Below are 14,701 nucleotides of genomic sequence, written 5' to 3' on the forward strand. Positions count from 1 at the left end.
CGATTAAATGCTTGATTTATATGATGTTGTGCCTTATTGAGTATTGGGTGTTAATTTTCTTGTGTGTTGTAAATCAGATTGTTATCTATTTGTTAGTTTAGAAGCTTTCTAAAGTAAGATTATATTTAACAAAATATTTTTGTTAATTGTCCGTTTTACTATAAATTTGAATAAAACATGACAAATATGAAAAAACTATTTTTATCTGCTTTTATGCTATTGGGGTTAGCATTAAGTACACAAGCTCAAGAAATTTCTAAAAATGCTTTAGGTTTACGTCTTGGTGACAACGATGGTTTTGGAGGGGAAATCTCATACCAAAGAGGTCTATCAAAAAATAACCGTTTAGAATTTGATTTGGGTTGGAGAAATTCAAATGATTTTAATGCTATTAAATTAGCAGGTTTATACCAATGGGTATGGAACATCGATCAAGGTTTTAATTGGTACGCCGGTGTAGGTGGAGGATTAGGAACTTGGAATTATGATGGACCTGGAAGAAGAGACAGCGATAGTGGTGCTTTCGGTTTTGTAGCGGGAGATATCGGTATTGAGTACAATTTTGATTTCCCTTTATTAATTTCATTAGACTTTAGACCAGAGATTGGTTTTAATAATGATGCAATGGATAATGATTTAGGATTTGATGTAGGATTAGGTCTTAGATATAAATTCTAATCTTACTATATTGATATAAAAAAATCCCATTTTAATTAATGGGATTTTTTTGTTTTATACGGTAAAGAAATGAATCATTAATTGTCTGTAATAACAATTTCTTTATTGGATTTTATTTTTGCAATGCAAAAAGGATTGGTCATTGCCATAGTACTCATTTCACCTTCTTTAGGCGATGTCTTTTTTACGGTAACGTATATCTTTCCTTTTTTCTCAACGACGCTTTTTATACCGATTGCATAACCACCACTATTTTTTTGTCCTAAAAATAAAGCAACAACTTTTTCTTTATTAAAGTCAATTTTTGGGATGTCACTATCTTCTACAGCATAATAAAGATCTTGCAATTGAGCATTTGTTTCTATGATTTCATATGATTTTTGCTCTTTCCCTTTATAAGTTGACTCTGTCAAAATTTGATACATTGGCTCTGCCGATTTAGCATTTGTTTTATGTTTAGCTCCACCACAGGCAAATAATAGAACTGATGCAGATAATAAAAGAAACTTTTTCATAATTTAAATGTTTTAAATAGTTGAAGGTTGTTTTTTACTTAATGCTTTGTGATATAAGTCTTCGTATAAAGGTAATATATTTAAGATATCAAATTGTTGTGCTACTTCTCGAGCATTAATTTTAAAGGTTGCTAATGTAGCTTCATCTTTAAGTATTTTTAATGCATTCTCTGCCATACCATCTAAATCGCCTACATCGCTTAAATAACCTGATTTCCCATCAATATTTACTTCTGGTAATCCACCTGAATTACTTGAAATAACAGGAACACCACAGGCCATTGCTTCTAGTGCTGCTAAACCAAAGCTTTCCGTTTCTGATGGTAATAAGAATAAGTCAGAATATCCTAGAATTTCATCAATTTCATTACTATTTCCAAAGAAGATTACTTTATCGCTAATGCCTAATTTGGCACAAAGTATTTCGGCTTTTTCTTTTTCAGGGCCGTCTCCTACCATCATTAATTTTGCAGGAATACTTTTTTGAATTCTGTAAAATACTTCAACGATATCGGGAATCCTTTTTACAGCTCTAAAGTTACTGATGTGTGTGATTATTTTTTCCTCAACGTTGGCCATAAGTGATCTCTTACACGTAATGTGGGCATCGTTCATATTTTTATCTAAATCGATAAAGTTTGGAATTACAACAATGTCATTTGTGATATTGAATAATCTATAGGTTTCATCTTTTAGATTTTGAGAAACAGAAGTTACATAGTCTGATTTATTGATGCTGAAACTTACTGCGGGCTTATAAAATGGATGATTTCCTACTAAGGTGATGTCTGTTCCATGTAAAGTTGTAACCATTGGTAAATCTATTCCTTCGTCGGCTAACATTTGTTTTGCCATATAACCTGCATAAGCATGTGGAATAGCATAATGTACATGTAACAATTCGATTTTATATAGTTTTACCATATCAACTAATTTACTTGAAAGAGCAAGTTCATAGGGTTGATAATGGAATAAAGGATATTCTGGAACATTCACTTCATGATAGTGAACATTTGGATTTAATAAGGCTAAACGTACGGGCTGACTATAAGTTATAAAGTGAATTTCGTGGCCTCTTCGTGCTAATTCTAATCCTAATTCAGTAGCGACAACACCACTACCTCCAAAGGTCGGATAACATACTATTGCTATTTTCATTTGTCTTTTTTAATACGTAACCAAATTAATTAAAAAAGGAATAGTCTGTTCTTTTTTAGATAATATTAACGTAAAAATAAGACTGAAATGAACTAATTAAATGGAAATGTTATACTTATGAACACTGTTAAATGTTAAATAATTAACAATGTTATGATAATTCACTAAGAAATGGGTTCTGATAATTTCGGTCGGCCTTACTATATCAATGAATTAAATAAAATGTCATAATTGAAATGGCTATTGTAGTAACATTAACGAGTATAAAAAGCCAAAGCCTATCGATATATTAATATGTTGATAGGCTTTGGTTAATGGGATTGAACTGTTTTATTCTATTATAGCATCCTTAATTACTTGTTGGATATTTGAACGAATATTTTCTTTAGCCAACTGATTATTTTCTGCTGTTGGGAAAGTTCTGTTTGATAAGAATATGTATACAATTTCTGTCTCAGGATCTGCCCATGCAAAAGTTCCTGTGAATCCTGAATGACCAAAACTTTCTGGAGAAACACAGTCACATGTAGGTCCACCACCGCCTTTTTGCGGTTTATCAAATCCTAATACTCTACGGTTGCCTTCTTTTGCAAAGTAAGTGGTATTGAAAGTATCGAATGTGTTTTTTGAGAAAAACTGCACATTAGCATAGTTTCCTTTTTGTAAATACATTTGCATAATTTTAGCTACATCCATAGCATTCGAAAATATACCAGCATGTCCACCTACTCCACCTTCCATTGCTGCTCCCATATCATGTACATATCCATCGATGCGTTGGTATCGGAAGTAGTTGTCATTCTCTGTTGGAGGAATACTACTTACATCAAATTTTTGTAATGGGTTATACATTGTATTATTTGCACCCAGTGGTTTGTAAAAGTTTTGAGTACTTAATACATCAAGTGTTTTACCCGTTTCTTTTTCTAAATAATTTTTTAGAATAATAAATCCAAAATCACTGTATTTATAGGTCTTTGGGCCTAATTTACTATCTGCAATGGTCTTTAGAATTGTTTGTGGATAATCTTTACGGATGTACAAGTTTTCAGCGACTTGATAAGGGAATTCAGGGCTGTATATTTTTCTGTAAAAAGTTTTACTTGGGATTTTATCGGCATCTAAAGTGGCTTGATAAAAAGGAATCCAAGCTTGAAAACCGGCATTGTGTGATAGTATCTCTTTTAGCGTAATATTCTTTTTGTCGGTATCACTAAAAACGGGAAGCATGTTTCCAAGTTTTGTATTAAGAGGTATATTTTCTTCTTCAACAAGTTTCATAACGTTAGGTAACGTAGAAAGTATTTTGGTTAAAGAAGCCACATCATATACGTCACTATTCTGAATTTTGAAATCTTTATCATAGGTTTGGTAACCGAATGATTTTTGGTAGATTACTTTTCCTTTACGAGCTACTAATATTTGCATGCCCGGTGTAATTTTTCGTTCTATAGTCTTCTGAGCAATATCATCTATTTTAGATAGAATTGCAGAATTCATGTCAACATTTTCAGGTGCTGTAAAACCTAGGATGTTTAACTTTTTAGTTTTTAAACCCGTATTAACTTTATAATCATTATTGATAGATACGGGTAATTTACCTTTTGCTTCAATGGCACCAAAGATTAATTGAGCAGAAACATTTTGACTAATTTCACTGTTTTGATAGGAAACAATCACTCCTTTAAGATCTTCAAAAGTAGAAGATAGTACAGGCATAAGAGAATAGGGTTTTGCAAAAACATCTAAGATAACATTGTTATTTCTTTTTGCGATTTGACTTAACCATAATAGTTCTTGTTCTTTAAAGTCATGATTTTTCCATGCATTAGCATTGGATTTATGATAGCCTACAATAACAGTAGTATATTCGCTCAATTTTAAATTTAGGGTATCTAAATTGGCTTCACTAACTTCAGTTACTTCTGTATATTGTTTTAATGTATTTAAGAAATCACTATTGACATCATCTCCTAATTTGACATAGGCAATTTTCTGTCTCTCCAAATGTTTGATTGGCAGAATCTCATTTTTATTTTTTAATACTGTAATGGCATTTTTAAATAATTGATATTGTAATGCATCGTTATCAGGCTTATTAAGATCCTTTGATAAATTTTTAGAATCAATCGGTGTATAGTTGTTTAACCCTGCTCTGTATTTGTATTTCAGAATCTTTTTTACAGAATATTCTAATCGTTCATCTGTAATGGTACAATTAAAATAGGCTTCTGTAAATTTCTCAATGGCTAATGGTACATTTTCGGCAAATAATAAGATATCATTTCCAGCTAAAAAAGCCTCAAGATCAATTTCTCCTGGTTTTTTAAAATTACTAGCTCCTTTCATATTCAAAGCATCTGTAAAAATAAGCCCCTTGAAATCAAGTTCTTTCTGAAGTAATTCGGTTACTACATTATAAGAGATTGAAGAAGGATAGTTTTCTCTACTTTCTAAGCTTGGAACATTTAAATGAGCAACCATAACGCTCATTAAACCTTCTTTGAATAATTTTTTATATGGGTATAACTCTACATTATCCAAATGTTCTTTGGAATAGTTTACGGTTGGAAGTGCATGATGAGAATCCGTTGATGTATCTCCATGACCTGGGAAATGTTTTCCAGTAGAATATACACCTTGGCTTTGAATTCCTTTCATTAAGGCAATAGCACGTTCGGTTACATTTATTTTGTCTTCACCAAAAGAACGATTTCCAATGATAGGATTTTTAGGGTTTGTATTGATATCTAAGACAGGAGCAAAATTGAAATGGATACCCATTCTTTTACTCTCTTGCCCCATTTGTTTTCCTAGTTTTTCAACTAATTTCATATCTTGAATCGCTCCCAATGTCATATTCCAAGGGTAACGATACGTTGAATCCAAACGCATGCTAATACCCCATTCGGCATCGATACCGATGAATAGCGGAAGTTTAGATTCGGCTTGGAAGCGGTTTGTCATTCTTGCTTGTCTACCGGGCCCACCTTGGAAAAATATCACTCCTCCAATTTTATAATCTTTGACAAGTCTATCAATAGATTTTATATGAGCAGAGTCTTTATTAGAATAGGCCGCTACCATAAACAATTGCCCTACTCTTTCTTCAAAAGACATTTGATTATAGACACTGTCTACCCAAACCGTTTCTTTTGTTCTGTTAAAAGAAGGGTTTGTTTTTTTGTTTTGTACAAAGGCAAATTGGCTAAAGAATAGCAGTAAGAGAACAAGATATTTCATCAATGAATAGGTTTAAAAGAACCGACTATGCCAGCTTTCATTTGCGGGAACTTCCCAATGTTCGTGCCATTCGGCAATATTGTTCACTAAATTATTGAATACGATAGTATTTTCTGAAACGGCTTTTTCTTTGGCCATTTTTTTAAATTCAATCAATGGTTTGTGAGCAATGTGTTCTCCAAGTTTGAAAGTAACATTCATTTTGTCCAATAAATCCACATTATATTTTTGCTCTAGAGCTTGAATAAACTGAACAGATGCATCAATAGAACAACCTGTTGCTTGTTGGGCTTCTTGGTTTACTGCAATAATGATAAAACGATTATATTTTACTTGGTAAGAAGCTTCTAACTGTGTTCCGTGAGCTGCCCACTGTTCTAAAAATGATAATAAATCACTTTCTATATCTTTTATTTCATCCTCTGAGAATTTTCGATTGGATTGATAAATCCAAATTTTCGATTCTTCAGGTAAAGTATCAAAGGGTACGTACATATTTTTGTTTTTTCTAAAGATTCAAGATTTCTTTGAACCTATGGGTTTAATAATTGGAATAATTTATCAAGCCAAAAAATTATTCGATGTAATTCTAGAATTAATTTTCAATTACTTTTTATCAAATAATTTAATATTGAAATAAACGCCTTTGAATAATATTATATTGAATTGAAAATAGCTTGATTTTGTCTTTTACAAATTTTTAGCACTAGCAATTAATTCAGCAATATCCATCACTTTTACTTCTGCTTCTTTGTTTTGGTGTTTTACACCATCCGTCATCATCGTGTTGCAAAATGGACATCCAGCAGCAATAATTTCTGGTTTTGTTTCCAATGCTTCTTCTGTTCTTTCAACGTTAATGTCTTTATTTCCTTTTTCAGGTTCTTTAAACATTTGCGCTCCACCAGCTCCACAGCATAAACCTTTTGTGCGGCATCTTTTCATTTCTACTAATTCAGCATCTAGCTTCTGAATTAATTCACGTGGTGCTTCATATACATTATTTGCACGACCTAAATAACATGGGTCATGGAAAGTGATTTTTTTACCTTTATATTCTCCACCTTCAATTGTTAAACGACCATCGTCTAATAATGATTTTAAAAATTGAGTATGGTGTACTACTTCATAATTCCCGCCTAATGATGGGTATTCATTTTTAATAGTATTGAAACAATGTGGACAGGCTGTAACAACTTTTTTAACCTCATAGGCATTCATAACCTCAATGTTGGTCATGGCTTGCATTTGAAAAAGAAATTCATTTCCAGCTCTTTTGGCTGGATCACCTGTGCAGCTTTCTTCTGTTCCAAGTACAGCAAATGAAATTTTTGATTCGTTAAGGATTTTAACGAATGCTTTAGTTATTTTCTTGGCTCTATCATCAAAACTACCGGCACAACCCACCCAGAATAATACTTCTGGCTGTTGACCTTGGGCCATCATTTCGGCCATTGTTGGGACTATCAAATTTTCTGACATGATTGTTTTTTATTGGTGGTTACCATCATCAAATACTTGGATGGTCACTTCTTTATCTATTAAATCGGTAAATTTACCTCTATATCTTGTGGCTTTTACTAAATGGTTGTCTATCCAATGGTAATTCCCTCCACGTGGTTTTCCCATCAACATTCCATGGTATTTGAAATCGTATTTCTTTAACCATTCTTCTGTAATCTCTCGATGAGCTTCCGTTCGGGATGTGAAAAAGAAAATAATATGACCTTCATCATACCATTTATTTAATGTTCGGAGTGCATCAGGATAAACTTCCGCAGTTGCCATTCTTTCAGGTTCTTCATTTGGAATGTCATCACAAATGGTTCCGTCAATGTCAATAAGGTAGTTCTTTATTCCTTCAGGTAATATTGGACTTACATGCGCTCCATTTTCACTTTTGGCTTGTAATTGATCGTCTATGTTTTTGTTTTCCATGGTTGTAAGCCTTTATGATTCGTCTTTCCAATTCAATCGGTCCATTTGGTTATATTGCCATGGTGCGCCATTATTTTCAATATTGGTCATCATGTTATTTAATTCTGTTGGTGCAGCGCTCTGTTCCATTACTAAGAATCTTCTCATATCCATAATGATTGATAATGGGCTAATGTTTACTGGGCATTCTTCAACACAGGCATTACATGATGTACAAGCCCATAATTCTTCTGGAGTGATGTAATCGTTTAAAAGAGATTTACCATCTTCTACAAAAGTACCTTTGTTTTTATCTATATTTTTTCCAATTTCTTCCATTCGATCACGTGTATCCATCATGATTTTTCGAGGAGAAAGTTTCTTACCGGTCATATTTGCAGGACAAGATGAAGTACAACGACCACATTCTGTACAGGTATAAGCATTTAGAAGTTGTACCCAATTCAAATCTGTGGCATCACTAGCTCCAAATTTAGAGTGTACAGCATTCTCATCCACAGGTGCTTGTGCATAAGGATCGGCATTTGGATCCAACATCATTTTAACCTCATTCGTTACGGATTGAAGATTATCAAATTGACCTTGTGGCTTTAGATTTGCAAAATAGGTGTTTGGAAATGCTAAAAGGATGTGTAAGTGTTTAGAGAAATAGAGGTAGTTTAAGAAACATAGAATACCAATGATGTGTAACCACCAACATGTTCTTTCAATCATGATAACAGTACCAACTTGTAATCCATTGAATATTGGAGAAAGGAATTGACTGATTGGGTATGCTCCTGCCTTAATATAATGTTCTGCACCACTTTGTTGTAAGTGGTAATCGGAAGCATTTAAAAACAAAAATAGAAGCATTAAGGTTACTTCAAAATACAAAATGATATTGGCATCGCTTTTTGGCCATCCTTTCATTTCAGAATTCATGAAACGTTTTAGTTTGATAATGTTTCTTCTAATCCAGAAGATTACAATAGCTACAACTACCATTGCTGCTAATATCTCGAATGAACCAATTAGAAAATTATATACAACGCCTAAGAATGCAAAAACACGGTGTGTTCCAAATAAACCATCAATGATGATTTCTAATACTTCAATATTGATTATAATAAAACCTAGATAGACAACAATATGAAGAAATCCGGCAACTGGTCTACGAACCATTTTGGATTGCCCTAAAGCAATTTTAGCCATATTTTTAAATCGTTCTTTTGGATTATCAGAACGATCTACATCTGTACCAAGTTTAATATTTCGAATTAGTTTTTTTACATTCATTGTAAAATAACCGATTCCAATAATAAGAATGATGGCAAATAAAATATTGTCTATATAGTTCATAATAGTATCGAGTATTATAAAGAATCTTCGTTGTGCTAATTAATAGTGTCGTTTACCGGTTTATTATAAGGAGCGGCTTTTTTACCAAAAAGAGAGAAATGAACATAACGTTTTGGGTTATTTTTCATATCTGCTAATAATTCTTTAAGTTCTCTTGAAGCACCGTTTAAATTATTATACATTCCTTCATCTTTCAGTAATTTACCCATTGATCCTTTTCCTGATTGAATATCATTAATGATTTTATCAACATTTGCTAAAGTATGTTCTAATTCTTTAACGGTTTTACCTAGATTAGCTTGAGACAATGAATCAGATAGTTTTGAGAAATTGGCAGAAGCATTGCTCATGTTTTTCATTGTACTATTGATATTCCCTTTGTTTTCAGCGATCATTGAATTAACGCCTTCTGCTGCTTGACTGAACTGTTTTAAAGTTTGGTTTAACTCAGCAATACTATTTTTCAAATTATCTTTAGTGTTTTTATCAAATACACTATTAAAGTTCATTAATAAACTATCGGCAGAAACAACTGTACTTTCTACTTTAGTTTGTAATGGTGTTAATTGATCTCCTACTTTAGATAATAGTCCAGATTTTGTTCCGCTTAATAGACGATCTCCAGTAATGGCTTCCGTCTGATTTTTATAATCAGGAACGATTTCGATTTGCTTACCTCCTATTAGTCCAGGCTCGTAAATCATTGCTGTACTAGTTTTTGAGATTGGAAAATCTGTTTTTATTTGCATTTCGACTAAAAGCTTCCCTTCATTGTTTAGAAAAGTAATGCTAGTTACTTTACCAATTGTTAAACCATTGATGGTAACGACCGCCGATGGGGATAAGCCTTCAACGTCATCATATACTGCGTAGAAAGTTTTATAATTGTTAAATAGATCTTTTCCCTTTAAAAAGCTATAGCCCCAAATAAATAAAAAAATGGATGAAATAACTAGAATTGCTGTTTTGACTTCTCTTGAAATTTTCAATGGTATAATGTTTTAAACAAATTTAAAAATAATTAATTAATTATCGTCGCTTATTCTTTCAAAGCTTCTTGTACACTTATCTTATTGCCGTTTTTGAATGCAATGATGAAAGCAGAATCGAATCCTTTTGATTTTGCCTCTTGCAATTGTTGTTTAGCAGTAGAATAACTATTGGTTTCACCATACATATATTTGTAGATGTTTTTCTCACTTGTTGAACTAATTGGACTTAATCCTTTAAAGTTACTTGGTTTTAATTCTAATTTAGTTCCACTAGCAGAAATTTGAACTTTAAATACAATTCCTTTTGTTGTTGTTTTTTCTTTTTCTACTTCTTTTTTAGTTTCAGTGATTTTCTCAGTTTTTTCTGTTACATTTTTCTTGATTACAGCAACTGGAGTATCTTTTACAGGTTTGTTTACTTCTTTTTCCTTAACAATGTGTTTTTGATCATTGTCATTATTAGAAGATGAACCACCGTAATATTCTTTTTTATAACTTAAAATAGCATCAGCTATCGATTTTGCTACGCTATCTTGTCCTTCTTCTGAGCTAAGGTATTCTCCTTCTGGTTGATAAGATAGAAATCCTAATTCAATTAATACACTTGGCATAGCTGTTTTGTGTAATACCCAAAAAGGAGCTTGTTTTACACCTCTATTTTTTCTCCCTAAATCATTGGTGAAACCATCTTGAATTTTACTAGCGAGTGTGATACTTTGATCAATGTATTCTTCTTGTAGTAAAGTAAGACCAATCATAGATTCTGGTGAGTTAGGGTCAAATCCTACATATTTAAGTTTATAATCACTTTCTAAAGTAATTACCGAGTTTTCTTGTTTTGCAACTTCTAAGTTGGAAGCATTTTTTGTAAGACCAATTACAAAAGTTTCAGCACCATAGGCTTTAGATTTTGGAGCTGCATTACAGTGTATTGATACAAAAAAGTTAGCATTTGCTTTATTGGCAATATTTGGTCTTTCAGTAAGTTCAATAAATACATCGGTTTTACGAGTGTATATTACATTTGTCCCCGCGTCTTTTTCTAGTATTTTTCCAACTTTTAAGGCTACACTTAAAGCAATATTCTTTTCGATAAAACCATGATAAATTGCTCCATAATCTTTACCACCATGTCCAGCATCAAGAACAACTTTAAATTTTGAATTGGATTGACCAAAGGCAGATAAACAAATTACACTAACAATAATAGTGAACGAAGCTTTAATTTTATTTGTTAAAAACATATTTTTAAATGTTAGTTTAGTGGGGGCCCAATTGTTTATAATTTTAATAAATGCTTATTTTTGATAAAAAATATATGTAAGTTTGGCATGTCAAAAAGTGAGCCATATTTTTACAAAAATAGTATTAAAAGCGTTGCGTACAAACTTATTTTATATCGTTTTATTATCAATTTTCCTTTATGTAGGAAATACAATTGTTTATGCCCAAGAAATAAACAAGAAAAAAATTACTATACCTGTTGAAAAACAGAATGATAGCCTTAAAGTAGGCATTACTCCTATAGCAAAAGTTACTGATACAATTATTGGCGATAGTACTAAAACTAAAAAGCCTTTATTAGAGAATAAGATCAAACATATTGCAGAAGATTACATTCGTTTTGATCAAAAAAAGAAGTTATCGACTTTATATAATAAAGCCGAAGTATACTACCAAGATATCGAATTGAAGGCTGGAATCATCGTAATTAACTATGATAAGAGCGAAGTTTATGCCGGTAGAATTAAAGATTCTTTAGGAAATTACACACAATTTCCGAATTTTAAACAGGGTGCAAATGTCGTTGAACCGGACTCAATTCGTTTTAATTTTAAGACTAAAAAAGCCTTAATTTGGAATTCTAGAACCGATCAAGGAGAATTTAGAGTGAAGGCTGAAATGACGAAGAAGGAAAATGATTCAGTTTACTTTATGAAGAATGCCATTTTCACAACGTCGAAGGATATTGATAATCCAGAATATTATTTTCACTCTCGTAAAATTAAATTAGTACCGGGTAAAAAAGTAGTTACTGGGTTGACAAATATGGTTATTGCCGATGTCCCTACTCCTATTGGATTACCTTTTGCGTTCTTTCCAATGTCTGAAGAAAGTGCTTCAGGATTGATTATTCCAACTTTTGGGGATACACGACAGAAAGGATACTTTTTACAGAATGGGGGATATTATTTCGCGTTGGGTGATAATTATGATTTAGCTGTATTAGGAGATTATTATACCAATGGTAGTTATGCCATGCGATTTGAATCAAGTTATGCGGCACGATATAAGTATAGAGGAAATGTGAATATTCGATTTGAAAACCAAATTGAAAGTGAAAGAGGTTTCCCTGATTATGCCAAGTCAAATCAGTATAATATCCAATGGACGCATTCACAGGATAGTAAAGCAAATCCAAGTTCTCGTTTTTCTGCTTCTGTTAATATGGGTAGTCAGAAATACTTCCAACAGTCTTTAAATCAAACAAATATTACTGCCCGATTGAATAACAATTTTAGTTCTTCTATTGCTTATTCAAAAACATTTAACTCAGTACCACAAGTTAATACAGCTCTGACTATTACGCATTCACAAAATAGTAATACAGGGATGGTCAATATGACTTTACCAACTTTCACTGGTAGTGTGGATAGAATATTTCCTTTTGCGCCAAAAGATGGAGCAAAAAAAGGATTTATTAAAAATATTAATTTTCAATATAACTTAAGAGCAGATAATAGAATCAGTACTCACGATTCATTATTTTTTAAACCACAGATGTTTAGAGACTCTAAAGTTGGTTTTCAACACAGTATTCCAATTAGTACAAACTTTAAGGTTTTTAAGCATTTTAGTGTTACTACAGGTGCTAATTATGAGGAAGTATGGTATTTGAATACCATTGAAAAAAGTGTTGATTTTGCTACAAATAAAGAGGTTATTAAAAATGTAAAAGGATTTGATTCTTTTAGAACCTATAATTTCAGTTCAAGTGTAGGTACAACCATTTACGGAACATTTAATTTTGGTGACGATAAAAGAGTTCAAGCGATTCGTCACGTAATGCGTCCAAGTGTATCGTATAGTTACACGCCAAGTTTCGAAAAGTATTATGATACTTACGCCATTGATGCTAGTGGAACGATGGCAGATTATACCCGTTTTGAAGGAGGTATTTATGGTGCCCCTGGTAAGAACTATTCGAATAATATTGGATTTTCACTTAGTAATACTTTTGAAGCAAAAGTTCGTTCAAAAGACAGTACTGCTACCGAACCGAAGAAAGTAATGTTATTGAATAACTTAAATATATCGACAAGTTATAACATCGCAGCAGATTCTTTACCATGGTCCCCTGTTCGTATTAGCGGTGGAACTGTGTTATTTCAAGATAAGATGAATATTAACTTTGCAGCGACGTTAGATCCGTACGCGATTGATAATTCAGGAAGAAGAATTCAAAAATATAATATTGATAATGGAGGAAGTTTGTTCAGAATGACAAGTGCAAATATGACCATGAACTATGCTCTAACCAGTAAAAATAATAAGAAGAATAAAAAAGAGAATGATCCATTAAAGAATCAAGGACTTCGTAATGGAGGTCGTGAGGATGATTTATTTGGAACGAATAATGACTTCAGTGATCGAAGAAAAAGTCAATTTAACGATGATGACAATGATGAAGAAGATGCTTTTTCTGGTTTCTTTAATGCAGATTTACCTTGGGATTTACGTTTGGCTTACTCGTTAACCTATGGGAATATCAACCGAGAAAATAAGATTACAGGAAACTCGATAATGGTTTCTGGTAATTTAGATTTAACGCCCAAGTGGAAAGTTGGAGTTTCAACAGGATATGATTTTGTACAAAAAGGAGTTACGTTTACTCAATTCCGTTTTGAACGTGATTTATTGAGTTGGAGGATGGATTTCAACTGGGTACCTTTTGGAGATAATTCTTATTGGGGATTCTTCATTGGAATCAAATCTTCTGTGTTGAGTGATATTAAATGGGAGAAACGTGACGTTCCAGTTCGAACTATCCGATAATTTACAACAGAATACACACTTATAATTTAAAACTTTATCGTATGAAAAAGATAATTTTTACTGAGAAAGCACCTGCGCCTATTGGCCCATATAATCAAGCAGTTTTAGTAGGAGATACATTATATACTTCTGGGCAAATTGCATTAGATCCTGCAACAGGGGCTTTAATAATGGATTCTATTGAAGTGGAAACAAAGCAGGTAATGGAAAACATGAAAGCCGTATTAGCAGCTGCAGAAATGGAGTTTCAAGATGTTGTAAAAACAACCATCTTTATTAGTGACATGAATGATTTTGCAGGGATCAATAGTGTATATGGAACTTATTTTGACGAAAAAACCGCTCCTGCAAGAGAAACGGTTCAAGTAGCTTGTTTGCCAAAAAATGTCAATGTAGAAATTTCTATGATTGCAATAAAATAGCATTTAATAATAATTCCGCAGTTGCTGGATTTGTAGCCAAAGGTACATTGTGAACATCACACACACGAATCAGCATATTAATATCTACTTCGTGTGCGTGGTTGGCTAACGGATCTTTGAAGAACAATACCATTTGTGTTTTTCCTTCAGCCACTCTTGCGGCAATTTGTGCATCACCTCCCATAGGACCAGAAAGCATTTTTTGAACTTTAAATCCAGCATTTTCAGCTTTTGATCCTGTAGTTCCCGTAGCAATTAAATTAATATCGGTTCTTGATAATAGAAGTTCCTTATATTTATTTAGAAACTGAACCATATCAGCTTTCATTCCATCATGGGCAATTACTGCTATTTCCAT

The 14,701-nt window shown here is 32.5% G+C and carries 13 protein-coding genes; 3 read left to right on the plus strand and 10 right to left on the minus strand.

The window, feature by feature from the left end:
- The first annotated feature begins 186 nt into the window (after positions 1-186).
- Positions 187-678 (plus strand): hypothetical protein, encoded by a 492-nt coding sequence (locus P6733_RS03380; RefSeq protein ID WP_306350195.1) that lies wholly within the window; start codon positions 187-189, stop codon positions 676-678.
- A 77-nt stretch (positions 679-755) separates the two neighbouring features.
- Here P6733_RS03380 and P6733_RS03385 read toward each other — a convergent pair whose 3' ends face one another.
- The 9 genes from P6733_RS03385 to P6733_RS03425 form a co-directional block, all read right to left on the minus strand.
- Positions 756-1,193 (minus strand): protease complex subunit PrcB family protein, encoded by a 438-nt coding sequence (locus tag P6733_RS03385; RefSeq protein ID WP_306350196.1) that lies wholly within the window; start codon positions 1,191-1,193, stop codon positions 756-758.
- A gap of 12 nt (positions 1,194-1,205) precedes the next feature.
- Positions 1,206-2,351 (minus strand): N-acetyl-alpha-D-glucosaminyl L-malate synthase BshA, encoded by a 1,146-nt coding sequence (bshA, locus tag P6733_RS03390; protein ID WP_306350197.1) that lies wholly within the window; start codon positions 2,349-2,351, stop codon positions 1,206-1,208.
- A 330-nt stretch (positions 2,352-2,681) separates the two neighbouring features.
- Positions 2,682-5,594: a glycoside hydrolase family 3 N-terminal domain-containing protein gene (locus P6733_RS03395; RefSeq protein ID WP_306350198.1), complete on the minus strand. Its 2,913-nt coding sequence runs from the start codon at positions 5,592-5,594 to the stop codon at positions 2,682-2,684.
- A 12-nt stretch (positions 5,595-5,606) separates the two neighbouring features.
- On the minus strand, positions 5,607-6,089 hold the full coding sequence (locus P6733_RS03400) for an ABC transporter ATPase (protein ID WP_306350199.1): 483 nt from the start codon (positions 6,087-6,089) through the stop codon (positions 5,607-5,609).
- 195 nt (positions 6,090-6,284) lie between these two features.
- On the minus strand, positions 6,285-7,076 hold the full coding sequence (locus P6733_RS03405) for a (Fe-S)-binding protein (RefSeq protein ID WP_306350200.1): 792 nt from the start codon (positions 7,074-7,076) through the stop codon (positions 6,285-6,287).
- A gap of 9 nt (positions 7,077-7,085) precedes the next feature.
- Complete coding sequence (locus P6733_RS03410) at positions 7,086-7,532, minus strand: LNS2 domain-containing protein (RefSeq protein ID WP_306350201.1); 447 nt, start codon at positions 7,530-7,532, stop codon at positions 7,086-7,088.
- Positions 7,533-7,544: 12 nt separating this feature from the next.
- Complete coding sequence (locus P6733_RS03415) at positions 7,545-8,873, minus strand: 4Fe-4S dicluster domain-containing protein (protein WP_306350202.1); 1,329 nt, start codon at positions 8,871-8,873, stop codon at positions 7,545-7,547.
- A 35-nt stretch (positions 8,874-8,908) separates the two neighbouring features.
- The gene (locus tag P6733_RS03420; protein ID WP_306350203.1) at positions 8,909-9,862 is read right to left on the minus strand and encodes an MlaD family protein; all 954 of its coding nucleotides are present in this window, start codon (positions 9,860-9,862) and stop codon (positions 8,909-8,911) included.
- 50 nt (positions 9,863-9,912) lie between these two features.
- Complete coding sequence (locus P6733_RS03425; protein WP_306350204.1) at positions 9,913-11,109, minus strand: N-acetylmuramoyl-L-alanine amidase family protein; 1,197 nt, start codon at positions 11,107-11,109, stop codon at positions 9,913-9,915.
- 82 nt (positions 11,110-11,191) lie between these two features.
- On the opposite strand from P6733_RS03425, the gene P6733_RS03430 reads away from it, so the two are divergent.
- Together P6733_RS03430 and P6733_RS03435 are read left to right on the plus strand one after the other, a co-directional pair.
- Positions 11,192-13,921, plus strand: a complete 2,730-nt coding sequence (locus P6733_RS03430; RefSeq protein ID WP_306350205.1) for a putative LPS assembly protein LptD — start codon at positions 11,192-11,194, stop codon at positions 13,919-13,921.
- A gap of 41 nt (positions 13,922-13,962) precedes the next feature.
- The gene (locus P6733_RS03435; RefSeq protein WP_306350206.1) at positions 13,963-14,343 is read left to right on the plus strand and encodes a RidA family protein; all 381 of its coding nucleotides are present in this window, start codon (positions 13,963-13,965) and stop codon (positions 14,341-14,343) included.
- Here the strand turns inward: P6733_RS03435 and P6733_RS03440 are convergent.
- Positions 14,324-14,701, minus strand: a complete 378-nt coding sequence (locus P6733_RS03440; protein WP_306350207.1) for a methylglyoxal synthase — start codon at positions 14,699-14,701, stop codon at positions 14,324-14,326. The genes P6733_RS03435 and P6733_RS03440 overlap by 20 nt on opposite strands.

The organism is Flavobacterium aerium, from assembly GCF_030766725.1.
GTDB lineage: Bacteria > Bacteroidota > Bacteroidia > Flavobacteriales > Flavobacteriaceae > Flavobacterium > Flavobacterium aerium.

Bases quoted from the DNA above. Each gene is read 5' to 3' on its own strand.
- P6733_RS03380 (WP_306350195.1), top strand. From the start codon at position 187: ATGAAAAAACTATTTTTATCTGCTTTTATGCTATTGGGGTTAGCATTA.
- P6733_RS03385 (WP_306350196.1), bottom strand. From the start codon at position 1,193: ATGAAAAAGTTTCTTTTATTATCTGCATCAGTTCTATTATTTGCCTGT.
- bshA (WP_306350197.1), bottom strand. From the start codon at position 2,351: ATGAAAATAGCAATAGTATGTTATCCGACCTTTGGAGGTAGTGGTGTT.
- P6733_RS03395 (WP_306350198.1), bottom strand. From the start codon at position 5,594: ATGAAATATCTTGTTCTCTTACTGCTATTCTTTAGCCAATTTGCCTTT.
- P6733_RS03400 (WP_306350199.1), bottom strand. From the start codon at position 6,089: ATGTACGTACCCTTTGATACTTTACCTGAAGAATCGAAAATTTGGATT.
- P6733_RS03405 (WP_306350200.1), bottom strand. From the start codon at position 7,076: ATGTCAGAAAATTTGATAGTCCCAACAATGGCCGAAATGATGGCCCAA.
- P6733_RS03410 (WP_306350201.1), bottom strand. From the start codon at position 7,532: ATGGAAAACAAAAACATAGACGATCAATTACAAGCCAAAAGTGAAAAT.
- P6733_RS03415 (WP_306350202.1), bottom strand. From the start codon at position 8,873: ATGAACTATATAGACAATATTTTATTTGCCATCATTCTTATTATTGGA.
- P6733_RS03425 (WP_306350204.1), bottom strand. From the start codon at position 11,109: ATGTTTTTAACAAATAAAATTAAAGCTTCGTTCACTATTATTGTTAGT.
- P6733_RS03435 (WP_306350206.1), top strand. From the start codon at position 13,963: ATGAAAAAGATAATTTTTACTGAGAAAGCACCTGCGCCTATTGGCCCA.
- P6733_RS03440 (WP_306350207.1), bottom strand. From the start codon at position 14,701: ATGGAAATAGCAGTAATTGCCCATGATGGAATGAAAGCTGATATGGTT.